20 protein-coding genes and 1 tRNA gene are annotated in these 20524 nt (G+C 69.9%); 17 read left to right on the top strand and 4 right to left on the bottom strand.

What is annotated here, in order from left to right; genetic code table 11:
* Window positions 1–38 precede the first annotated feature (38 nt).
* From Q0C12_RS01630 to Q0C12_RS01700, 15 genes are all read left to right on the top strand, one after another.
* On the top strand, window positions 39–770 hold the full coding sequence (locus Q0C12_RS01630; RefSeq protein WP_290885274.1) for a YebC/PmpR family DNA-binding transcriptional regulator: 732 nt from the start codon (window positions 39–41) through the stop codon (window positions 768–770).
* Window positions 767–1294 (top strand): crossover junction endodeoxyribonuclease RuvC, encoded by a 528-nt coding sequence (ruvC, locus tag Q0C12_RS01635; RefSeq protein ID WP_290885276.1) that lies wholly within the window; start codon window positions 767–769, stop codon window positions 1292–1294. Before Q0C12_RS01630 ends, ruvC begins: the two co-directional genes overlap by 4 nt.
* Entirely contained in the window at window positions 1291–1890 is a 600-nt protein-coding gene (gene ruvA, locus Q0C12_RS01640; protein ID WP_290885279.1) for a Holliday junction branch migration protein RuvA, read from the top strand. Before ruvC ends, ruvA begins: the two co-directional genes overlap by 4 nt.
* A gap of 45 nt (window positions 1891–1935) precedes the next feature.
* Window positions 1936–3825, top strand: coding sequence for a potassium transporter Kup (locus Q0C12_RS01645; protein ID WP_290885282.1), 1890 nt, complete (start codon window positions 1936–1938; stop codon window positions 3823–3825).
* Between the two features lie 144 nt (window positions 3826–3969).
* On the top strand, window positions 3970–5001 hold the full coding sequence (gene ruvB, locus Q0C12_RS01650; RefSeq protein WP_290885285.1) for a Holliday junction branch migration DNA helicase RuvB: 1032 nt from the start codon (window positions 3970–3972) through the stop codon (window positions 4999–5001).
* Window positions 4998–5399, top strand: a complete 402-nt coding sequence (ybgC, locus tag Q0C12_RS01655) for a tol-pal system-associated acyl-CoA thioesterase (protein WP_290885288.1) — start codon at window positions 4998–5000, stop codon at window positions 5397–5399. Before ruvB ends, ybgC begins: the two co-directional genes overlap by 4 nt.
* A gap of 15 nt (window positions 5400–5414) precedes the next feature.
* A complete protein-coding gene (tolQ, locus tag Q0C12_RS01660) occupies window positions 5415–6191 on the top strand; it encodes a protein TolQ (protein WP_290885291.1) in 777 nt (258 codons plus the stop codon).
* Window positions 6192–6236: 45 nt separating this feature from the next.
* Window positions 6237–6677 (top strand): protein TolR, encoded by a 441-nt coding sequence (gene tolR / locus Q0C12_RS01665; protein ID WP_034210867.1) that lies wholly within the window; start codon window positions 6237–6239, stop codon window positions 6675–6677.
* Complete coding sequence (locus tag Q0C12_RS01670; RefSeq protein WP_290885294.1) at window positions 6667–7626, top strand: protein TolA; 960 nt, start codon at window positions 6667–6669, stop codon at window positions 7624–7626. The genes tolR and Q0C12_RS01670 overlap by 11 nt, the downstream gene beginning before the upstream one ends.
* The gene (gene tolB, locus Q0C12_RS01675; RefSeq protein WP_290885296.1) at window positions 7623–8933 is read left to right on the top strand and encodes a Tol-Pal system beta propeller repeat protein TolB; all 1311 of its coding nucleotides are present in this window, start codon (window positions 7623–7625) and stop codon (window positions 8931–8933) included. The genes Q0C12_RS01670 and tolB overlap by 4 nt, the downstream gene beginning before the upstream one ends.
* 65 nt (window positions 8934–8998) lie before the next feature.
* A complete protein-coding gene (gene pal / locus Q0C12_RS01680; RefSeq protein WP_290885299.1) occupies window positions 8999–9502 on the top strand; it encodes a peptidoglycan-associated lipoprotein Pal in 504 nt (167 codons plus the stop codon).
* Between the two features lie 3 nt (window positions 9503–9505).
* Window positions 9506–10333, top strand: a complete 828-nt coding sequence (gene ybgF, locus Q0C12_RS01685) for a tol-pal system protein YbgF (protein ID WP_290885302.1) — start codon at window positions 9506–9508, stop codon at window positions 10331–10333.
* 25 nt (window positions 10334–10358) lie between these two features.
* On the top strand, window positions 10359–11015 hold the full coding sequence (gene queE / locus Q0C12_RS01690) for a 7-carboxy-7-deazaguanine synthase QueE (RefSeq protein ID WP_290885305.1): 657 nt from the start codon (window positions 10359–10361) through the stop codon (window positions 11013–11015).
* Between the two features lie 164 nt (window positions 11016–11179).
* Window positions 11180–11863, top strand: a complete 684-nt coding sequence (queC, locus tag Q0C12_RS01695) for a 7-cyano-7-deazaguanine synthase QueC (protein WP_290885308.1) — start codon at window positions 11180–11182, stop codon at window positions 11861–11863.
* A gap of 51 nt (window positions 11864–11914) precedes the next feature.
* A tRNA-Lys gene (locus tag Q0C12_RS01700) sits at window positions 11915–11987 on the top strand.
* Window positions 11988–12120: 133 nt separating this feature from the next.
* Here the strand turns inward: Q0C12_RS01700 and Q0C12_RS01705 are convergent.
* The 3 genes from Q0C12_RS01705 to Q0C12_RS01715 form a co-directional block, all read right to left on the bottom strand.
* Entirely contained in the window at window positions 12121–13164 is a 1044-nt protein-coding gene (locus tag Q0C12_RS01705) for a lipid A deacylase LpxR family protein (RefSeq protein ID WP_290885311.1), read from the bottom strand.
* Window positions 13165–13204: 40 nt separating this feature from the next.
* A complete protein-coding gene (recQ, locus tag Q0C12_RS01710) occupies window positions 13205–15025 on the bottom strand; it encodes a DNA helicase RecQ (RefSeq protein WP_290885314.1) in 1821 nt (606 codons plus the stop codon).
* An 85-nt stretch (window positions 15026–15110) separates the two neighbouring features.
* Window positions 15111–15623 carry a Dps family protein gene (locus Q0C12_RS01715; RefSeq protein WP_290885317.1) on the bottom strand — a complete coding sequence of 171 codons (513 nt, stop codon included), beginning with the start codon at window positions 15621–15623 and terminating at the stop codon, window positions 15111–15113.
* A gap of 93 nt (window positions 15624–15716) precedes the next feature.
* On the opposite strand from Q0C12_RS01715, the gene hrpA reads away from it, so the two are divergent.
* Window positions 15717–19763 carry an ATP-dependent RNA helicase HrpA gene (gene hrpA, locus Q0C12_RS01720; RefSeq protein ID WP_290885320.1) on the top strand — a complete coding sequence of 1349 codons (4047 nt, stop codon included), beginning with the start codon at window positions 15717–15719 and terminating at the stop codon, window positions 19761–19763.
* On the opposite strand, the gene Q0C12_RS01725 is transcribed toward hrpA, so the two are convergent.
* Window positions 19747–20208, bottom strand: a complete 462-nt coding sequence (locus tag Q0C12_RS01725) for a hypothetical protein (RefSeq protein WP_290885323.1) — start codon at window positions 20206–20208, stop codon at window positions 19747–19749. The two genes, hrpA and Q0C12_RS01725, sit on opposite strands and share 17 nt — an antisense overlap.
* A gap of 53 nt (window positions 20209–20261) precedes the next feature.
* Here Q0C12_RS01725 and Q0C12_RS01730 point away from each other — a divergent pair.
* The coding region (locus Q0C12_RS01730; protein ID WP_290885326.1) for a hypothetical protein at window positions 20262–20524 on the top strand (263 nt) is incomplete at its 3' end.

Here is a 20524-nt window from a genome sequence, read left to right on the forward strand (position 1 = left end):
ACCGCTTCGCAAATCTTAGCTGGCAGGGGTTGGGTTCCATGGGCAGATTGATGGCCATCGAAGGGCGCAAGAACGCTCAGGACGCCAAGCGCGGCAAGGTCTTCACCAAGATCATTCGCGAGATTTCCACCGCCGCGCGCCTGGGCGGCGGCGACCCGAAGGGCAACCCTCGCCTGCGCGTCGCCGTCGACAAGGGCCTGGGCGTCAACATGTCGCGCGACGTGATCGAGCGCGCCATCAAGAAGGCCACCGGCGAACTCGAGGGCGTGAGCTACGAGGAAATCCGCTACGAGGGCTACGCGCCCGGCGGCGTCGCGGTCATCGTCGATTGCCTCACCGACAACAAGGTGCGCACCGTCGCCGACGTGCGGCATGCCTTCAACAAGTGCGGCGGCAACCTCGGCACCGACGGCTCGGTTGCCTTCATGTTCAAGAAGGTGGGCGTGCTCAGCTTCGGCCCGGGCAGCAGCGAGGACGCGCTGACCGAGGCCGCCATCGAGGCCGGCGCCGACGACGTGCAGGCCTTCCCCGACGACGGCCTGGTCGAGGTGCTGTGCGCGCCGGAGTCGTTCGAGGCGGTGAAGTCCGCCATGGCCGCCGCCGGCTTCACGCCGATCGAGGCCGGGGTGACGATGCGCGCCGACAACGACATCGCGGTCACCGGCGACACCGCGCTGCAGGTCAAGAAGATGCTCGACATGCTCGAGGACCTCGACGACGTGCAGAACGTCTACTCCAACGCCGACCTGGGCGACGTCGCCTACACGTGACCCGCATCCTCGGCATCGACCCGGGCTCGCAGCGCACCGGCGTCGGCATCATCGACGTCGACGCCACGGGCAAGTGCGCCTACGTGCACTGCCAGGCACTCAACCTGCTGGTGGACACCGAGGACTTCCCGGCGCGCCTCGGCAAGCTGGTGTTCGACCTCGAGGAGGTGCTGGAAACCTGGCAGCCCACGGTCGTTGCCATCGAGTCGGTGTTCATGGACAAATCGGCCACCTCGGCGCTGAAGCTGGGCCACGCCCGCGGCGCCGCCATCGCCACCGTGGTTCGCCGCGGCCTGTCGGTGAGCGAGTACGCGCCGCGCCTGATCAAGCAGTCGCTGGTCGGCAGCGGCGCCGCCGACAAGACCCAGGTGCAGCACATGGTCCGCCTGCTGCTGAACCTGGGCGAGAAGAAACTGCAGGCCGACGCCGCCGACGCGCTCGCGGTCGCGCTCACCCACGCCCACACCAGCGCCACCGCCGGCCGCACCGGCCTGGCGAGTGCCTTGCTCCGGAGACGCAGATGATCGGCCGCCTGAAGGGATTGCTCGTGTACAAGGCGCCGCCGGCGTTGATGGTGGACGTGGGCGGCGTGGGCTACGAGCTCTCGGCGCCGATGAGCACCTTCTACGACCTGCCCGAGGTCGGCCGCGAGGTCACGCTGTTCACCCACTACGCGGTGAAGGAGGACGGCGTGGCGCTGTTCGGCTTCCTCACCGAGGCCGAGCGCCGCCTGTTCCGCGAGGTGCAGAAGGTCACCGGCGTCGGCGCCAAGATCGCGCTGGCGGTGCTTTCCGGTGCGAGCGTCGACGACTTCGCGCGGCTGGTGCAGGCCGGCGACATCACCGCCCTGTGCCGCATTCCCGGCATCGGCAAGAAGACCGCCGAGCGCATGGTCGTCGAGCTGCGCGACCGCGCCGCGGATTTCGCCGGCGCCGCCGCCGCCGTGCTGGCGGGGAAGGGCGGGGCGGTACCCGCCGACCCGGCCACCGAGGCCTCGGTCGCGCTGCAGCAGCTGGGCTACAAGCCGGCCGAGATCCAGAAGATGCTCAAGCAGGCGGAGCCCGGCGACAGCGCCGAGCAGATCATCCGCAAGGCCCTCAAGTCGGTGCTTCGCGGCTGACGGCCGCCCTCCCGGTTACACCACTCCCAGCCTGCGGGCCCTCCCATGACAACCCACTCCCACGACGGCGCCACGGCGCCGCGCACCTGGCCACTGGTGGTCGGCGCCGTCGGCGTCGTCTTCGGCGACATCGGCACCAGTCCGCTGTACACGCTGAAGGAAGCGTTCGGGCCGCACTACGGCATCGCCCCGGACGCCGCGAACGTGCTCGGGGTGTTGTCCCTGATCCTTTGGTCCCTGGTCCTGGTGGTCACCCTCAAGTACGTGGCCATCCTGATGCGCGCCGACAACCGGGGCGAGGGCGGCATCCTGGCGTTGACGGCCCTGGTCCAGCGCAGCCTGCCGGTCGCGGCGCCGCTGGCTTACACGGTCGGCATCCTGGGTGTCTTCGGCACCGCCCTGTTCTTCGGCGACGGCATCATCACGCCGGCCATTTCCGTGCTGTCGGCGGTGGAGGGCCTGGAAGTGGCCGCGCCGGAGCTCAAGCGCTTCGTGCTTCCCATCACCTTCGTGGTGCTGGTCTCGCTGTTCTCGATGCAGAAGTACGGCACCGAGCGCGTCGGGCGGATCTTCGGGCCCATCACCTGCGTGTGGTTCCTGGTCCTGGCGCTGCTGGGACTGGTCGAGATCGCGCAGTATCCCGCCGTGCTTTCCGCGCTGAACCCGGCGTGGGCGGTCCGGTTCTTCATCGAGCACGGCGTGGTGGCCTGGCTGGCGCTGGGCGCGATCGTGCTCGCCGTCACCGGCGGCGAAGCCCTTTACGCCGACATGGGTCATTTCGGCCGGTTCCCCATCCGCCTGGCCTGGCTCGGCCTGGTCATGCCGGCGCTGGTGCTGAACTACTTCGGGCAGGGCGCCTTCATCCTTTCCCATCCGGGACAGGTCCAGAACCCGTTCTACGAGCTGGTGCCATCCTGGGCGCTTTACCCGATGATCGTGCTGGCTACGCTGGCCACCGTGATCGCCTCGCAGGCGCTGATCTCGGGCACGTTCTCGGTGGTTCGCCAGGCCATCCAGCTCGGCTACCTGCCGCGCATGGAGATCATCCACACCTCGGCGCACAGCGAGGGCCAGATCTACCTGCCTTGGGTGAACCGGGCGATGCTGCTGGCCGTGATCGCGGTGGTGCTGTACTTCGGCAGTTCGAGCCACCTGGCGATCGCCTACGGCGTTTCCGTCACCGGCACCATGTTCATCAGCACGCTGTTGCTGCTGATCCTGGCCAAGGTGCGCTGGCGCCTGCCGGGCTGGCAGGTCTGGCCGCTGGCGCTGGCGTTCCTCGCGATCGAGGCGGCGTTCTTCTCCGCCAACGCCATCAAGTTCGTGGAAGGCGCGTGGTTCCCGCTGGCGCTCGGCGTGGCGGCGTTCGCGCTGATGCGCAGCTGGCGCCGCGGCCGCGAACTGGTGCATGCGCAGGTGAAGAAGGACAGCCTGCGGATCGAGACATTCGTGGCCAGCCTGGTGGCGCATCCGCCGCTGCGCGTGCCCGGCACTGCGGTGTTCCTGACGCCGTCGAACCAGTTCATGCCGCCGGCGATGCTGCACAACCTCAAGCACAACAAGGTGCTGCACCAGCGCAACGTGCTGCTGAGCGTGGAGATCCTCGGCGTTCCGCGGGCCGACGAGGCCGAGCGGGTGGCGCACCTGGACCTGGGCCACGGGTTCGCGCGCCTGACCCTGCGCTTCGGCTACCTCGAGGATCCGAACGTGCCGCGGGCGCTGAAGCAGTGGCGAATCCCGGGCCCGCCCTTCGAGGTGATGGAAACCACCTACTTCGCCAGCCGCGAGACCCTGGTGGCGCGGCCGGGGGAGGGCATGGCGCTGTGGCGGGACAAGCTGTTCCTGTTCATGTCGCGCAACGCGACGCCCGCGACGGAGTTCTTCCACATCCCCGGGAACCGGCTGGTGGAGCTGGGGACGCAGGTGACCATCTGAAGGCAGGAGTTAGTGATCAGGAGTCAGGAGTTAGTGGGATCGCTCTTGGCTCTCACTAACTTCTATCTCCTAATCACTAACTCCTTGTTCCCAGCCACTGCGGCAGGGGGTCGCGCGCCACCGGAACTGCCATAATCCCCCCCCATGGACGACACCCGCGTCATCGCCCCCACCGCCACCCGCGAGGACGACCTGGCCGAGGCCAGCATCCGGCCCAAGCGCCTGGACGACTACCTGGGCCAGCAGCCGGTGCGCGAGCAGCTCAAGATCGCCATCGAGGCCGCCAAGGGCCGCGGCGAGGCCATGGACCACGTGCTCATCTTCGGGCCGCCGGGCCTGGGCAAGACCACCCTCAGCCACGTCATCGCCAACGAGCTGGGCGTGAACCTGCGCACCACCTCGGGCCCGGTGATCGAGCGCGCCGGCGACCTGGCCGCGCTGCTGACCAACCTGCAGCCGCACGACGTGCTGTTCGTGGACGAGATCCACCGCCTCTCGCCCGTGGTCGAGGAGGTGCTGTACCCGGCGATGGAGGACTACCAGATCGACATCATGATCGGCGAAGGCCCCGCGGCCCGCTCGATCAAGCTCGACCTGCCGCCCTTCACCCTGATCGGCGCCACCACCCGCGCCGGCCTGCTCACGGCCCCGCTGCGCGACCGCTTCGGCATCGTCCAGCGGCTGGAGTTCTACAGCGCCGAGGAGCTCACGCGCATCGTCCGCCGCTCGGCCAGCATCCTGGGCATCGAATGCGCCGCCGACGGCGCCGGCGAGATCGCCCGCCGCGCCCGCGGCACGCCGCGCATCGCCAACCGCCTGCTGCGCCGCGTGCGCGACTTCGCCCAGGTGCGCGCCGGCGGCACCATCACCCGCCCGGTGGCCGACGAGGCCCTGGCCATGCTGAAGGTCGACGCCGAGGGCTTCGACACCCTCGACCGCCGCATGCTGGGCATGATCATCGAGAACTTCGACGGTGGCCCGGTCGGCGTCGAGTCCCTGGCCGCCGCCCTCAGCGAAGAGCGCGGCACCCTCGAGGACGTGATCGAGCCCTACCTGATCCAGCAGGGCTACCTGGTCCGCACCGCCCGCGGCCGCATGGTGACCCACAAGGCCTACACCCATCTCGGCCTCAAACCCCCGCGCAAGGCCGTCCCGCCCGACCTGTTCGAGCCATGACGGCGGTTCCGTTCAGCTTCCCGATAAGGGTTTACTGGGAGGATACCGACGCTGGCGGGGTGGTTTACCACGCCAGCTACGTGCGGTTCCTCGAACGCGCCCGGACCGAATGGCTCCGGGCGATGGGCATCGGGCAGCAGGGCCTGCGCGAAAGCGAGGACCTGGTGCTGGTGGTCCGCGCGATGCAGCTCGATTTCCACCAACCCGCCCGGCTCGATGACGAACTGCTGGCCAGCGTCGTCGTCACCGAGCGGCGCCACGCCAGCCTGTTGATCGGGCAGGCGATTACCCGGGGCGACCAGGTCCTTGTCCGCGCGGATGTCCGCGTAGCCTGCCTGGTGGCTTCCAGTTTCCGCCCGCGTGCCCTGCCCGAATGGCTGGCCGCGGATTCCACGTAACCCGGAGCACCCACGATGCCGCACCCGAACGCCCTGATCCTCGCCGCCGCCCCGGTGACCGAGCTCCCGACCGAGGCGTTGCCCGCCGCGACGGACGCGGCCGCGGCCGCCGGCGGCGCCGGCATCAACTACCTGCAGCTGATGCTGCACGCCAGCTGGCCGGTGCAGCTGATCGTGCTGATGCTGGTGCTGGGCTCGGTGCTGAGCTGGGTCATCATCTTCCGCAAGAACCGCGTCTTCGCCCGCGCCGCCGACGACGCCGACGAGTTCGAGACCCGGTTCTGGTCCGGCGTCGACCTGACCCAGCTCTACCGCTCGGCCACCGACCGCAACCGCGTGGTCTCCGGCCTGGAGGCGATCTTCGAGGCCGGCTTCCGCGAATACGCGCGCCTGCGCCAGAAGAAGGGCCTGGATTCGCGCACCCAGCTCGAGGGTGCCCAGCGCGCGATGCGCGCCACCTATGCCCGCGAGGTCGACCGCCTCGAGCACAACCTCGAGCTGCTGGCCAACATCGGCTCCACCGCGCCCTACGTCGGCCTGGTCGGCACTGTGTTCGGCATCATGGTCACCATGCACGGCCTGTCCACGCAGCAGAGTGCGTCCATCGCCGCCGTGGCGCCGGGCATCTCCGAGGCGCTGTTCGCCACCGCCATCGGCCTGTTCGTGGCGATCCCGGCGGTCTGGGCCTACAACCGCTTCGCCACCAAGGTCGAGCGCATCTCGGTGCGCTACGAAAGCTTCGCCGAGGAGTTTTCCTCGATCCTGCAGCGCCAGTCCCACGTCGAGGAATAAGCGGGCAACCCCGTTTCCCCCGACCACACGTTGAGAGCTGTCGCCATGTCCGCCACCATCACCCGCCACCGCAAGCGCCGCAAGCTCAAGGCCGACATCAACGTCGTGCCCTACATCGACGTGATGCTGGTGCTGCTGATCATCTTCATGGTCACCGCGCCGCTGCTCAGCCTCGGCGTCGACGTCGAGCTGCCGCAGGCGCGCGCCAAGCCGATCGAGCAGCAGAAGGAGCCGGTGATCGTCTCGGTCACCGCCGAGGGCGCCTACGCGCTCAAGCTCGAGGGCGGCGCCAACGAGCCGATCGACGCCACCGAGCTGCAGGCCAAGGTCGCGGCCTTCGTGCGCGCCAACCCGGAGGTGCCGGTGTTCGTCGCCGGCGCCCGCGACGCCGATTACTCCACCGTCTTCGACACCATGGTGCTGCTGCAGCAGGCCGGCGTGCCGCGCGTGGGCCTGATGGGGCAGCCGCCGGAAAATGCACGCTGACGTCCTCCGCCTCAACAAGGACTACGACGACACCCTGGTGTCCGTCGGCATGGCCATTGCCATGCACGTCGGCCTGGTGGTGCTGCTGCTCGTGGCCGGCTGGTGGCAGCCCGCGCCGCAGGTGATCTCGGTGGCCGGGCCGGTGGTCGAGGCCTCGCTGGTCGTCTCACCGTCCGACGTGGTGGCCGCCCGGCAGAGCGCCGCCGAGGCGCCCAAGCCCGAACCCACCCCGCCGCCCCCGGTGGAAGCCGCGCCGCCGCCGCAGCCGCTGCCCGCGCCGCAGCCCCAGGACGCGCCCGACGAGCTCCAGCCGACGCCGCAGGAGCGCATTCCCGAGCCCTCGCCGGTCGAGCAGGACGCGGTGGCCCGCCTCGCGCTCGAGCGCGAGCAGGCCAAGGAGCGCGAGGAGCAGGAGGCCAAGCGCCGGCAGGAACAGATCGACCTCACCGAGCGCGAGCGCAAGCAGGAAGAGGCCGAGCGCCGCCAGCGCCTGCGCGAGCAGCAGCTGGCCCAGCTGGCCGAGATCCGCAAGCAGCGCGAGGAAGCGGAGCGCCGCACCAAGATGGAAGAGCAGCGCCTGCGCCAGCTCGCCGACCGGGAGGCCGCGCCCGCGCCCGCCCCGGCGCCGGCCCAGCCCGCCGGCGGCAACAACGGCGTCGACACCGACCTGGCCGCGCGCTACGCGCTGGCGATGCTGCAGACCGCCGAGATGAACTGGAACCGCTCGCTGGCGCCGGAAAGCACGGCCTGCAAGGTGCGCTTCACCCAGATCCCGGGCGGCGAAGTGATCGACATCAGCTTCCTGTCCTGCCCCTTCGACGCCCAGGCGCGGGAGTCGGTGGAACGCGCCCTGCGCCGCTCGCCGATGCCCTACGCCGGCTTCGAACCCGTGTTCCGACGCCAGATCGACCTGACTTTCTGCTACCCCCAAGAGGCCTGCCCACGATGAGACGCTTACTGACTTTCCTGGCGTTCGCGCTGCTGCTGCCCTTCGGCTCGGCCCAGGCCCAGGGCCTGGACATCGGCATGGTGCAGGGCCGCGACGGCGCCCTGCCCATCACGATCGTGCCCATGCCGTACCTCGGCACCAGCGTGGCGCCCGATACCGACATCGCCGCGGTCATCCGCGCCGACCTCAACCGCTCCGGCCAGTTCAACGCGCTGTCCGAGCAGGACGTGATCGAGAAGCCGATCCGCGGCAGCGAGATCAAGTTCCCGACCTGGCGCGTGCTCAAGCAGGACTTCATCGTGGTTGGCCGCGTGCTGGACAACGCCGACGGCGGCTACCGGGTCGAGTACGAGCTGTACGACGTGGCCAAGCAGGAGCGCATGCTCGGCCTGGCCGTCGGCGGCCGCGCCCGCGGCATGCGCGACGTGGCGCACCAGATCGCCGACCAGGTGTACGAGAAGATCCTCGGCGTCCGCGGCGCCTTCTGGACCCGCATCGCCTACGTCACCGCCAACGGCCTGGGCGGCAACACCCAGTACGCCCTGATGATCGCCGATTCCGACGGCTTCAACCCGCAGACGGTGGTGAAGTCGCGCGAGCCGCTGCTGTCCCCGGCCTGGAGCCCGGACGGCCGCAAGCTGGCCTATGTCAGCTTCGAGCGCGGCAATTCGACCATCTACGTGCAGGAAATCACCACCGGCGCCCGCGAGGTGCTGGCCAGCTTCAAGGGCATCAACGGCGCCCCGTCCTTCTCCCCGGACGGCCGCCGCCTGGCCCTGACCCTGTCCCGGACCGGCAACCCCGAGATCTACGTGATGGACCTGGCCACCAAGCAGCTGACCCAGGTCACCCGCCACTACGGCATCGATACCGAGGCGGTCTGGTCGGCCGACGGCCAGTCCCTGGTCTTCACCTCGGACCGGGCCGGCAAGCCCCAGCTCTACCAGGTGCCCGCCTCGGGCGGTGACGCGACCCGCCTCAGCTTCCAGGGCGATTCCAACGCAAAGGCGAGTATTTCCTTTGACGGCAAGAAGATAGCTATGGCGCAGGGCACCGGAAACGTTTATCGTATTGCCGTTCTTGACCGCAGTTTTGGCGGGGCAGGGCGTTGGCAGACGCTGTCGCCGGGCAACCTGGACGAGTCGCCCAGCTTCGCCCCGAATGCCAGCATGCTGCTTTATGCAACCAAGGAAGGTAGGCGCGGAGTGCTGTTCGCAGTGTCTGCGGATGGCAGTGTGCGACAGCGTTTGGTGTTGGCCGATGGTGACGTCCGGGAGCCCGCCTGGTCACCGTTCAGGCAGAGATAAGCAAGGACGGGCCGAAAATATATCCAGCTACAACCCCTGCATCCGAATAATAAGAGGCTTCCCCAATGAACATGACCACCCGCGTGCTGCTCGCCGCTTCCATCACCCTGGCTCTGGCTGCCTGCACCAAGAAGACCAAGCCGGTCGAAGAAACCGTCGACACGACCCCGACCGTGACCCAGCCGGTTTCCGACGGCCGCTACACCCCGGCCGACCTGGACACCGATTCCTGCCTGCGCCAGCGCACCGTGTACTTCGACTTCGACCAGGACACCCTGCGTCCGGAGTTCCAGGCCATCATGGCCTGCCACGCCAAGTACCTGAACGACCGTCCGGAGTCGCGCATCACCCTCGAGGGCAATGCCGACGAGCGCGGTACCCGCGAGTACAACCTGGGCCTCGGCGAGCGCCGCGGCAACGCCGTCTCCGGCGCCCTGCAGGGTGCGGGTGGTTCGGCCGGCCAGCTCACCGTCGTGTCCTACGGCGAAGAGCGTCCGACCTGCGGCGAGTCCAACGAGTCCTGCTGGCAGCAGAACCGTCGCGTCGAAATCGTCTACACCGCCAAGTAAGCGATGGGACGCCAGCGCATCCTTTGCGTTGTGACCGTGGTGGCGGCCCTCGTGGCCGCCACCCCGGCCGCTGCCCAGCGACTGAGCCTCGGCGAGCGCGTCACGCTGCTCGAGAACAAGGCCAACGTCGAGAACCAGGCGGCAGTGCAGGGCAACATCGAAGCGCAGAACCGGATCGTGCAGCTGCAGTCCGAAGTGCAGTCGCTGCGCAACCAGCTCGAGACACTGCAGAACGAAATCGCGCAGCTGAAGCAGACCAACCGCCAGCAGTACCTCGACCTCGACGGCCGCCTCGCGCGCCTGGAAGGCGGTGCCGCCCCGGCCACCCCCGCGTCACCCCAGAATCCCGCCGCCGCGCCCGCCGCGCCGGCTGCCACCCCCGCGAATGCGCCGGCCGCTGCCGCGCAGGCTCCTTCCACTGCCCCGGCTGCCGCCGACCCTGCCGCCGAGGAAGCCGCCTACCAGGCCGCGCTCGATGCCCTGGTCGAGCGCTTCGAGGCCGATGAATCCGCCCGCCTCTTCCAGCGCTTCCTGCGCGACTACCCCGCCAGCGCGCTGGTGCCCAACGCCTACTACTGGCTGGGCGAAAGCTACTACGTCACCCAGAACTACGAACTCGCGCTGGAAGCCTTCCAGACCCTGCTGTCGCAGCACGCGGGTTCGCGCAAGGAAGCCGACGCCCTGCTGAAGCTGGGCTACTGCCAGATCGCCCTGGGCCAGCGCGCCGCGGGCGAGGAGTCGCTGCGCCAGGTGTCCGTGCGCTTCGCCGGTACCGACGCCGCGGGCAAGGCCGAAAGCCGCCTGCGCACGCTCGCCCTCGAAAACCGCTGATCCCGGCCCCGCGCCGGCCCCCGCCATGGAAACCCCGGCCGCCGAGCGCCTGCGCCTGACCGAAATCTTCCTGTCCGTGCAGGGCGAGGCCCGCGCCGTGGGCTGGCCCACGGTGTTCGTGCGCCTCACCGGCTGCCCGCTGCGCTGCCAGTACTGCGATACCGCCTACGCCTTCCACGGCGGCGAGTGGTGGGAAATCGACACCATCCTGGCCGAGGTTGCCCGCCATGGCGTCCGCCACGTCTGCGTCACCGGCGGCGAGCCGCTGGCGCAGAAGCGCTGCCTGAAACTGCTCGAGGCGCTGTGCGACGCCGGTTACGAGGTGTCGCTGGAAACGTCCGGTGCCATCGACATCGCGCCGGTCGACCCGCGCGTAAGCCGGGTGGTCGACCTCAAGACGCCGGGCTCGAAGGAGATGCACCGCAACCTGCTGTCGAACCTGCCGCTGCTGACGGCGCACGACCAGGTCAAGTTCGTGATCTGCGACCGTGCCGACTACGAGTGGGCGCGCGCGATGGTCGCCGAGCACGCCATCGCCGAACGCTGCGACGTGCTGTTCTCGCCGAGCCAGGCCGAACTCGCCCCGCGCGACCTCGCCGACTGGATCATCGCCGACCGCCTTCCCGTCCGCTTCCAACTCCAGCTCCACAAAGTACTCTGGGGCGATACGCCGGGTAGGTAGGCTCCACTGTTTGAACGCGGATCAAGGCGGATGGACGCGGATCAAAGCGGATAGAGCAAGAACGTTTTGAGTGGATCTTGCTTTTCCGTTCAATCGCTTCATCCGCTCTTATCTGCGTCCATCCGCCTTGATCCGCGTTCGAATTCTGATAATTGGTCCATGCAATGACGACGAAGCAGCGCAAGGCAGTGGTACTGGTTTCCGGCGGGATGGACTCGGCGGTCGTGTTGGCGATGGCGCGGGAGCAGGGGTTCCTGTGCCATGCGCTCAGCGTGTCGTACGGGCAGCGGCATACGTCCGAGCTGGCCGCCGCGGCCGCGCTCGCCGCGCTGCACGGCGCCGAGCACAAGGTGGTGACCGTGGACCTGCGCAGCATCGGCGGCTCGGCGCTGACGGCCGACATTGCCGTGCCCGAAGCCGCGGCCGCCGGCATCCCCGTCACCTACGTGCCGGCGCGCAACACCATCATGCTGTCGATCGCGCTGGGCTGGGCCGAGGTGCTGGGTGCCGACGACCTGTTCTGCGGCGTGAACGCGGTCGATTACTCCGGCTACCCGGACTGCCGCCCCGAGTTCATCGCCGCCTTCGAGCGCCTGGCCAACCTGGCCACCAAGGCCGGCGTCGAGGGCCATGCGCTGCGCCTGCACGCGCCGCTGATGCGGATGTCGAAGGCCGACATCGCGCGCGAGGGCGCGCGCCTCGGCGTCGATTTCGCGGCGACGGTGTCGTGCTACCAGGCCGACGCCGACGGCCGCGCCTGCGGCCGCTGCGATGCCTGCCGCCTGCGCGCCGAAGGCTTCGCTGCCGCCGGCCTGCCCGACCCCACGCGCTACGCCTCGCGCGAATGATGGGTTAGAATCACCGCCCCGAGCGCCGGCAAGCCGCGCCCGGGCCTCGATGGGCCGTTAGCTCAGTTGGTAGAGCAGAAGACTTTTAATCTTTTGGTCGATGGTTCGAATCCATCACGGCCCATGTTCCTCAAATGCACTCGCATTTGAGGAACCCCACGATCCTCGCTCCCAATCCCCGCGCCTGTCGGCGCGCCCCCTTACCAAGGGGGCTTTCCTCCATGCGGTATGCGGTGGGGGTGGTGCTGCGCTCTTGATCAGAAGGCGCGGGAGAAGGTGAGGGTGCCGAAGGCGGGGAGTTCGGCCTGGCCTTCGAATTCGCGGGTGCGGCGGACGTGGGTGGCGGTGAACTTCCAGGGGCCGCGGGTGATGGCGACGCCGAGGACGAGGTCGGCGAGGGCGTCCTTCGGGTCGACCGAGTGACTGTCCTTCGAGGTGTTGCCGTCGAAGACGATGTCGTTGCCGACCCAGCGGCCGTCGAGGGCGATGAAGCCGTGCCAGCGGATGGCTTCGACGTTCTCGTCGCGGGTGCCGGGGGCGCTGTTGTCGCCGCCGATGCGCAGCGGGTTCGAGCCGAAGTCGTCGGGCAGGTGCTTGCCGAAGCGCAGTTCGGCGCCGGCGTTGGCGTAGGACGACAGGTTGCCGACCGCGCCGCCGACGTGGCCGATCGCGTCCCAGCGCCAGCCGCCGTCGGTGGTGGCGAAGTCGCGGCGCCAGGCGCGCTCGTGCGCCACCTGCACCACCACTTCGTCGCGCACCTGGTTGTCCCAGCCCTGGAAACGCGGGCGGCCGAACCAGCGGTGCAGCGTGTCCTGGCCGAATTTGGCCTGCGCGGACGGGCCCACCATGCCCAGGCGCAGCTGGGTGGTGCCGAGGCGGTTGCCGTTGCGCGCATTGAGCGCCACGCCCAGCGTCGCCACGCCGGCGTAGGGCCGGTCGTCGAGGATCACGTCGCTGCGGGTGCCGTCGGTGGGCGTGTAGGTGCCGTGCTGGAAGCTGAGCACGATGTTGTTCTGTTCGCCCTCGGGCACCAGCCAGCCCAGCGTGCCGGCGGCCAGGCGCACCGGCGCGGCCAAGCACCCGGCATCGAAGCGCTCGATGTTGGGCGAGACGTAGGTGACTACGAAACCGTTGGTGTAGCCCTGGTCCTGGCCCTCGCGGCCGTAGAGGTCGTTGTCCGAGCGCAGCAGCCAGGTGGCGCGGTCCTCGCCGTTGTCGGCGGGGGGCGGGCAGGCGGCCTGGGCCAAGGCCGGGGCGAGCAGGAGGGCGGTGGCGGCCAGCGCCGGGATGCGGAGGGTCATGGAGCTCGGGCTTCTTGGGGGACGGCACATGGTACCGGCCTCAGGCCGCTTCCGCCTCGCGCAGGGCGGCCAGCACCTGCTCGCCATAGCGGTCGAGCTTGGCGGCGCCGACGCCGCTGACCTGGCCCAGCGCCTCCAGCGTGGCGGGGCGGCGCTCGGCGATGGCGCGCAGCGTGGCGTCGTGGAAGATGACGTAAGCCGGCACGGACTGTTCGCGGGCCAGGTCGGCGCGCAGCTGGCGCAGGGCCTCGAACACCGGCTGGTCGGCGGCGTCCAGCGACACCGGGGCCGGTGCGCCGCCGCCCCGCTGCGCGCGGGCGCCCTTCTCGCGCTTGCGAACGGATTCTTCGCGCAGGTGCACGGACTGGCCACCCTTGAGCACCGGCCGGCTGGCCTCGGTGAGGCGCAGGCTGCCGTGGCCTTCCACGTCCACCTCCAGCAGGCCCATGGCCACCAGCTGGCGGAACACGCCCTTCCATTGCCGCGCGTCGAGCTCGGTGCCGATGCCGTACGTGCTCAGCTGGTCGTGGCCCAACTGGCGGATGCGCTCGTTCTCCGACCCGGTGAGTACGTCCACCAGGTGGGTGACGCCGAAGCGCTGGCCGGTGCGGTAAACGCAGGACATGGCCTTCTGCGCCGCCACGGTGGCGTCCCAGGTGCGCGGGGGCTCGAGGCAGTTGTCGCAGTTGCCGCACGCCCGCGGGTAATCCTCGCCGAACGCGGCGAGCAGGGTCTGGCGGCGGCAACGGGTGGATTCGCAGTAGCCCAGCAGCACGTCGAGCTTGCGGCGCTCGAGCCAGCGGCGCTCCTCGCCGGCCTCGGAGTTCTCGATCATCTGGCGCAGCATCACCATGTCGCCCAGGCCGTAGCAGAGCCAGGCTTCGGCGGGCTCGCCGTCGCGGCCGGCGCGGCCGGTTTCCTGGTAGTAACCCTCGAGCGACTTGGGCAGGTCCAGGTGGGCCACGAAGCGCACGTCGGGCTTGTCGATGCCCATGCCGAAGGCGATGGTGGCGCACATCACCACGCCGTCCTCGCGCAGGAAGCGGCGCTGGTTGGCGGCGCGCACGCCGGCGTCGAGGCCGGCGTGGTAGGGCAGGGCGGTGATGCCCTGGGCCGCCAGGAATTCCGCGGTTTCCTCGACCTTGCGTCGCGAGAGGCAGTAGACGATGCCGGCGTCGCCGCGGTGCGCACCCAGGAAGTCGAGCAGCTGGCGCCGGGCGTTGTCCTTGAGCTGCACCCGGTAGCGGATGTTGGGCCGGTCGAACGAGGTGATGAACTGGCGCGCCTCGTCCAGGCCCAGGCGCTCGGCGATCTCGCGCCGGGTGGGCGCGTCGGCGGTCGCGGTGAGGGCGATGCGCGGCACCTGCGGCCAGCGTTCGTGCAGCAGGTTGAGCTCGCGGTATTCCGGGCGGAAGTCGTGGCCCCACTGCGAGACGCAGTGCGCTTCGTCGATCGCGAACAGCGCGATGTGCGTGCGCTCCAGTAGGCGCAGGAAGCGGTCGGTCAGCAGGCGCTCGGGCGCGACGTAGAGCAGGTCGAGGTCGCCGGACAGCAGGCGCGCTTCGACCGCCGCGGCAGCCTCGCCCGACAGCGAGGAATTCAGGAAGGCGGCGCGCACGCCCAGCTGCTCCAGGGCCTCGACTTGGTCCTGCATGAGCGCGATCAGCGGCGAAACGACGATGCCGGTGCCCTCGCGCAGCAGCGCAGGCACCTGGTAGCACAGGGACTTGCCGGCGCCGGTGGGCATCAGCACCAGGCAGTCGTTGCCGGCGACCAGGTGCTCGACGACCGCGGCCTGTTCGCCGCGGAATTCGGCGTAGCCGAACACGCGGCGGAGCAAGTCGAGGGCAGGGGTCGTCATGGCGACAGTTTACCGGCCCCGGACGTGGAAGCGGCGGCAGGTTGCCCCACCGCCGCTTCGGAAAACCGCCCGTCGGGGCCTGCGATCACTCCAGCAGCGAACGCAGCATCCAGGCGTTCTTCTCGTGCACCTGCAGGCGCTGGGTGGCGAGGTCGACCGAGGGGTCGTCGCCGGCACCGTCTGCGGTCTTGATCACCTTGCGCGCGGTGCGGCAGACGGCCTCGTTGCCGACCACCAGCTGGCGGACCATTTCACGCCAGTCCAGGGCGCCGGGGGCCTGCTCTTCCTTGATGCTGGAGAGCTGCACGAACTCGGCGTACGAGCCGGGCGCCATGTAGCCCAGGGCGCGGATGCGCTCGGCGATCTCGTCCAGTGCGGTCCATTCCTCGGTGTACTGGGTCATGAACATGGTGTGCAGGGTGTTGAACATCGGCCCCGTCACGTTCCAGTGGAAATTGTGTGTCTTGAGGTAGAGCGTGTAGCTGTCGGCCAGGAAGTGCGAGAGGTCACCGGCGATCTTCTTGCGGTCCTTCTCGCCGATGCCGATGTCGATCTTCGGCGCGCCCGACGCGGTCTCGGCGGGTTTCTTGGAAGCCATGGCATTCCTCCTTCGCATTAGGACCCGACCATACTACGCCGGCGCGGGTTTAGCGCGGATGAACCGGGGCCGTGGCCGCTACAATACGCGGCCATGACGCCCTCCGCGCCGCCCCTTCCCGCCTTCCCCGACCACGCCGCGCTCACGCGCGACCGTGGCCGTCTGCTGCGCCTGCTGGGGCAGTGGCGCAAGGCGCCGGAGGATGCCGCGCGCCGCGCCGCGTACGAGCAGGCGCTGGCCGCCTCCATCGCCGCGCGCGAACAGCGCGACGCACAGGCCCCGGCGCCGACCTTCGACGACAGCCTGCCGGTGGCGCGCGAGGCGGACGCGCTGGTGGCGCTGATCCGCAAGCATCCGGTAGTGGTCGTCGCCGGCGAAACCGGTTCGGGCAAGACCACCCAGCTGCCCAAGATCTGCCTGGCCGCGGGCCGCGGCCGCGCCGGCATGATCGGCTGCACCCAGCCGCGCCGGATCGCCGCGCGCGCGGTCGCGCGGCGCGTGGCCGAGGAGCTGCAGTCGCCGATGGGCGGCGCGGTCGGCTACCAGGTGCGCTTCACCGAGAACGTGGGCGACAACACCTACGTCAAGTTCATGACCGACGGCATCCTGCTGGCCGAGATCCAGTCCGACCGCTGGCTGTCGAAGTACGACACGATCATCGTCGACGAGGCGCACGAGCGCAGCCTCAACATCGACTTCCTGCTCGGCTACCTGAAGCAGCTGGTGCGCAAGCGGCCGGACCTGAAGCTGGTGATCACCTCGGCCACCATCGATACCGAGCGGTTCGCGAAGCATTTCGACGGGGCGCCCGTGGTGAGCGTCGAGGGACGCAGTTTCCCGGTCGAGGTCCGCTACCGGCCCGGCGACGACGAAGGGATGGAAGAACGCGAAGGACCGGGTCAGGTTCCCTTTTCCGGCGGGATTGCGTCCAAGCCGCCGCGCCCGGGCCGGAAAAATGAACCTGACTCCGTTCTTCCCCGTGATCGCCCGTTGGCGGAGGCGATCGTTGCGGCGGCGGATGAGATTACCCGCGAGGACCCACAGGGCGACGTGCTGGTCTTCCTGCCCGGCGAACGCGAGATCCGCGACGCCCACGCGGCGCTGAACCGCCGCAAGTACCGCAGTACCGAAGTGATCCCGCTGTACGCGCGGCTGTCGGTGAAGGACCAGGACAAGGTCTTCAACCCGGGCCCGGGTCGCCGCATCGTGCTGGCCACCAACGTCGCCGAAACCTCGCTCACGGTGCCGCGCATCCGCTACGTGATCGATCCGGGCGTGGCGCGCGTGAAGCGCTACAGCCCGCGCGGCAAGCTCGACCGCCTGCACATCGAGCCCGTGAGCCAGGCCAGCGCCGACCAGCGCAAGGGCCGCTGCGGGCGCATCGCGGCCGGCGTCTGCTACCGCCTCTATTCGCAGGACGACTTCGAAGGCCGCCCACGCTACACCGATCCCGAGATCCTGCGCGCCTCGCTGGCGGGCGTGATCCTGCGGATGCTGACGCTGGGCCTGGGCCGGGTCGAGGACTTCCCCTTCATCGATGCGCCCGATGCGCGCGCCATCGCCGATGGCTGGCAGACGCTGCTGGAGCTGGGCGCCGTGGACGAACAGCGCCAGCTAACCGCCATCGGCCGCCAGATGGCGCGCCTGCCGGTGGACGTGAAGCTGGCGCGCATGCTGGTCGCGGCGCAGTCCCTCGGCTGCCTGGCCGACATGACGGTCATCACCTCCTTCCTCGGCATCCAGGATCCGCGCGAGCGCCCCGCCGATGCCCGCGAAAAGGCCGACAACGCCCACGCCGAGTTCGCCGACCCCAACTCCGAGTTCCTCGGCATCCTCAGGCTCTGGCAGGCCCACCACGCCGCCCACGAGGAGCTCACCCAGTCCAAGCTCCGCGACTGGTGCGAGCGCCGGTACCTGGCCTTCCTGCGCATGCGCGAATGGCGCGAGCTGCACCGCCAGCTGCTGTTGGCCTGCGAGGAGCTGTGGCCCGCGACGAACCAAATGAACCAGGTTCATTTGCCTGCGAAGGGTTCGGCGCCGCGCCCGCCATCCCGCCGGGCAAATGAACCTGGTTCATTTGATTCGCTGTTGCATCGGGCTTTGATTGCGGGGTTGCCGACGCAGGTGGGGCATCGCAGCGAGAAGGGGCTTTACGACGCGCCGCGGCAGCGCAGGTTCTCGCTGTTCCCGGGGTCTTCGCTGAGCAAGCTGCCGCCCGCGTGGGTGCTGGTGGCAACGCTGCTCGATACGCAGAAGGTCTGGGGCATGACCGCGGCGCGCATCGAGCCCGACTGGGTGATCGCCGAGCTGCCGCACCTGCTGGCGCGCAAGCACTTCGACCCGCACTGGTCGCGGCGCCAGGGCCGGGTCATCGGCAGCGAGCAGGTGTCCCTCTTCGGCCTGGTGCTCGCGCCGAAGAAGCCCGTGCACTACGGCGGCCTGTACCCGGCCGAGTCGCGCGAGATCTTCGTGCGCCAGGGCCTGGTGCCGGGCGAGGTGGACACCCGCAGCCCCTTCCTGAAGCGCAACCTCGCCACGCTGGAGAAGGCGCGCGAGGAAGAGGCCAAGCTGCGCCGCGCCGGCCTGGTCGCCGACGAGGACTGGCAGGCGCGCTGGTACCTCGACCGCCTGCCGCCGGAGCTCAACTCGGTCGCCGGCCTCGACAGCTGGTACGGCAAGCTGCCGCCCGAACAGAAGAAATCGCTGGAATGGTCGCTGGCCGACCTGCTGCCGGGCGAGGGCAGCGAGGCCGAACGCTTCCCGAAGTACTTCGCGCTGGGCGATGCACGGCTGGCGCTCCACTACCGCTTCGAGCCCGGCCACGCCGAGGACGGCGTCACCCTCGACCTGCCGCTGCACCTGCTGATGGCGCTCGACCCGACGCGCCTGGGCTGGCTGGTGCCGGGACTGGTGGAGGAAAAGGCCACCGCGTTGATCCGCGGTTTGCCCAAGGCGCTGCGCCGCAACTACGTACCCGCGCCCGATTTCGCCCGCGCCTTCGCCGAGGCGCACCCGAAGCCGGAAGCCGACAGCCTTCCGGGCAGCCTCGCGCGCTTCCTCACCCGCGCCACCGGCGCACCCGTGACGGCGCTCGATTTCGACGAGGCTGCGCTCGACGCCCACCTGCGCATGAACCTGCGGCTCGCCGAGCGCGACGGCCGCGTACTGGCCCAGTCGCGCGACCTGGCGCAGCTCCGCGCCCGCTTCGGCAGCGACGCCGAGCGCGCCTTCGCCGAGCGCGCCGGCGAAGACCTGGCCCGCGACGGCCTCACCGCCTTCCCCGACGCCCCGGTGCCGCGCGAAGTGCCCGGCGCCGCCGGCGTGCCGGCCTACCCGGCGCTGGTGGACCAGGGCGAGACGGTGGCCCTCAGCGTGTTCGCCGACCCGCAGGAGGCCGCGCGCGAACACGACGGGGGTGTCCGCCGCCTGGCCACGCTCGCCCTGGCCGACAAACTGCGCCAGGCCCGCAAGCAGCTGCCGGTGTCGCCCAAGCTCGCACTGCTTTACGCCGCCATCGAAGGCTTCACCCAGGCGCCGGGCCAGGCGCCCGCGCATGAACACCTGCGCACCGATCTCGCGCAGGCCGCGCTGAACGCCGTGCTCGAGGGCGACTTCGCCGGCGTGCGCGACGCCGATGCCTTCCGCCGCGTGCTGGACGCCGCCGGCAGGCGCCTGTTCGCCGAGGCCATGTCGCGCCTGCAGCTGGCTGAAGCCATCCTCGGCGGCGTCGCCGAAATCAAGCCCCGGCTGGAGTCGCCGCTGCTGGGCTGGGCCAGCGGCAACCTCGATGACCTGAAGGCGCAGCTGGCGGGCCTGGTGCCGCCGGGCTTCCTGCGCGACACGCCGGCCGGCCTGCTGGCGGAGTACCCGCGCTACCTCAAGGCCCTGTCGCTGCGCGCCGAGCGCGCCCTGCGCGACCCGCAGCGCGACCAGGCCCGCATGCTAGAACTCAAGCCCTTCCACGATGCGCTGCTGGCCGCGCGCCGCAGCGGCCGCGAGCGCGAGCCGGCCTGGCAGGCGCTGCGCTGGGACCTCGAGGAATTGCGGGTCTCGGTGTTCGCGCAGGAGCTCGGCACCAAGCGCCAGGTCTCCGCCAAGCGCCTCGCGCGCCAGCTGGAGGCCCTTACTCGACCCGCCTGACCTTGGCGCGAGCGTTGAATCCCTCGATGCGCAGACTCCAGGAACCGAAGGCTGCCGGGGAGATGGTAGCCACGGGGTTGTCCACGTTCACCGCCAGCGCGCCCGAGACCTGGATGATGCGCCAGCGCTGGCCGTTCTCCAGCGTGATCACCTCGCCCGGGGCGCTCCAGCCGCGGAAGTTGCCGGGGATGCGCGAGACGATGTCGGTGTCGTCGGCGGCCGCGACCTGACGCAGGCCGCGACGGTCTTCGGACGCGGCGGCGGGTGCAGGCGCCGCATCCCGGGCGGCCAGCCAGGCGTCCAGGCGCGCCAGTTCCTCGGCGCTGAGTTTGTGCAGGCCGGCGGCCCGGAACTCCGCCTCCGACATTCGCTGGCGCAGCGGCGCGGTGTCGGCGGCGTGGACCGAAGACACCACCAATAGCAGGCAAGCAAGCAAAAGGCGCATGGCGGGGATTCCTTGGCTGGTTAGACTGTGCGGGACTCCCCCGGATTCTAGCCTTGACGCCGTCCCGCGCCACTCCCCGCCTCCACGACTGGCTTGCCGGCCATGCTGCCCCGGCGCCGCTGCTGTCCGCGCTGCAGGCCGCCGCGGCCACGCTGCCGCATGCGCCCGAGGAAACGCTGGCCGTGCACGTGCTCGCCGTGCTGCAGCCGCTGCGCGCCGATCCCGAAGTGCTGGCGGCCGCCGCGCTGCACCTGTGGCCCGCGCTGCGCGCCGCCGTCGCGCACGATGTGCTGGGGCCGCGCGTCCCGCCGCTGCT

Source organism: Arenimonas sp., assembly GCF_022842045.1.
GTDB lineage: Bacteria > Pseudomonadota > Gammaproteobacteria > Xanthomonadales > Xanthomonadaceae > Arenimonas.

Coding starts and splice junctions, on each gene's coding strand:
- Q0C12_RS01630 (WP_290885274.1), top strand. CDS start 39: ATGGGCAGATTGATGGCCATCGAAGGGCGCAAGAACGCTCAGGACGCC.
- ruvA (WP_290885279.1), top strand. CDS start 1,291: ATGATCGGCCGCCTGAAGGGATTGCTCGTGTACAAGGCGCCGCCGGCG.
- Q0C12_RS01645 (WP_290885282.1), top strand. CDS start 1,936: ATGACAACCCACTCCCACGACGGCGCCACGGCGCCGCGCACCTGGCCA.
- ruvB (WP_290885285.1), top strand. CDS start 3,970: ATGGACGACACCCGCGTCATCGCCCCCACCGCCACCCGCGAGGACGAC.
- ybgC (WP_290885288.1), top strand. CDS start 4,998: ATGACGGCGGTTCCGTTCAGCTTCCCGATAAGGGTTTACTGGGAGGAT.
- tolQ (WP_290885291.1), top strand. CDS start 5,415: ATGCCGCACCCGAACGCCCTGATCCTCGCCGCCGCCCCGGTGACCGAG.
- tolR (WP_034210867.1), top strand. CDS start 6,237: ATGTCCGCCACCATCACCCGCCACCGCAAGCGCCGCAAGCTCAAGGCC.
- Q0C12_RS01670 (WP_290885294.1), top strand. CDS start 6,667: ATGCACGCTGACGTCCTCCGCCTCAACAAGGACTACGACGACACCCTG.
- tolB (WP_290885296.1), top strand. CDS start 7,623: ATGAGACGCTTACTGACTTTCCTGGCGTTCGCGCTGCTGCTGCCCTTC.
- pal (WP_290885299.1), top strand. CDS start 8,999: ATGAACATGACCACCCGCGTGCTGCTCGCCGCTTCCATCACCCTGGCT.
- ybgF (WP_290885302.1), top strand. CDS start 9,506: ATGGGACGCCAGCGCATCCTTTGCGTTGTGACCGTGGTGGCGGCCCTC.
- queE (WP_290885305.1), top strand. CDS start 10,359: ATGGAAACCCCGGCCGCCGAGCGCCTGCGCCTGACCGAAATCTTCCTG.
- queC (WP_290885308.1), top strand. CDS start 11,180: ATGACGACGAAGCAGCGCAAGGCAGTGGTACTGGTTTCCGGCGGGATG.
- Q0C12_RS01705 (WP_290885311.1), bottom strand. CDS start 13,164: ATGACCCTCCGCATCCCGGCGCTGGCCGCCACCGCCCTCCTGCTCGCC.
- recQ (WP_290885314.1), bottom strand. CDS start 15,025: ATGACGACCCCTGCCCTCGACTTGCTCCGCCGCGTGTTCGGCTACGCC.
- Q0C12_RS01715 (WP_290885317.1), bottom strand. CDS start 15,623: ATGGCTTCCAAGAAACCCGCCGAGACCGCGTCGGGCGCGCCGAAGATC.
- hrpA (WP_290885320.1), top strand. CDS start 15,717: ATGACGCCCTCCGCGCCGCCCCTTCCCGCCTTCCCCGACCACGCCGCG.
- Q0C12_RS01725 (WP_290885323.1), bottom strand. CDS start 20,208: ATGCGCCTTTTGCTTGCTTGCCTGCTATTGGTGGTGTCTTCGGTCCAC.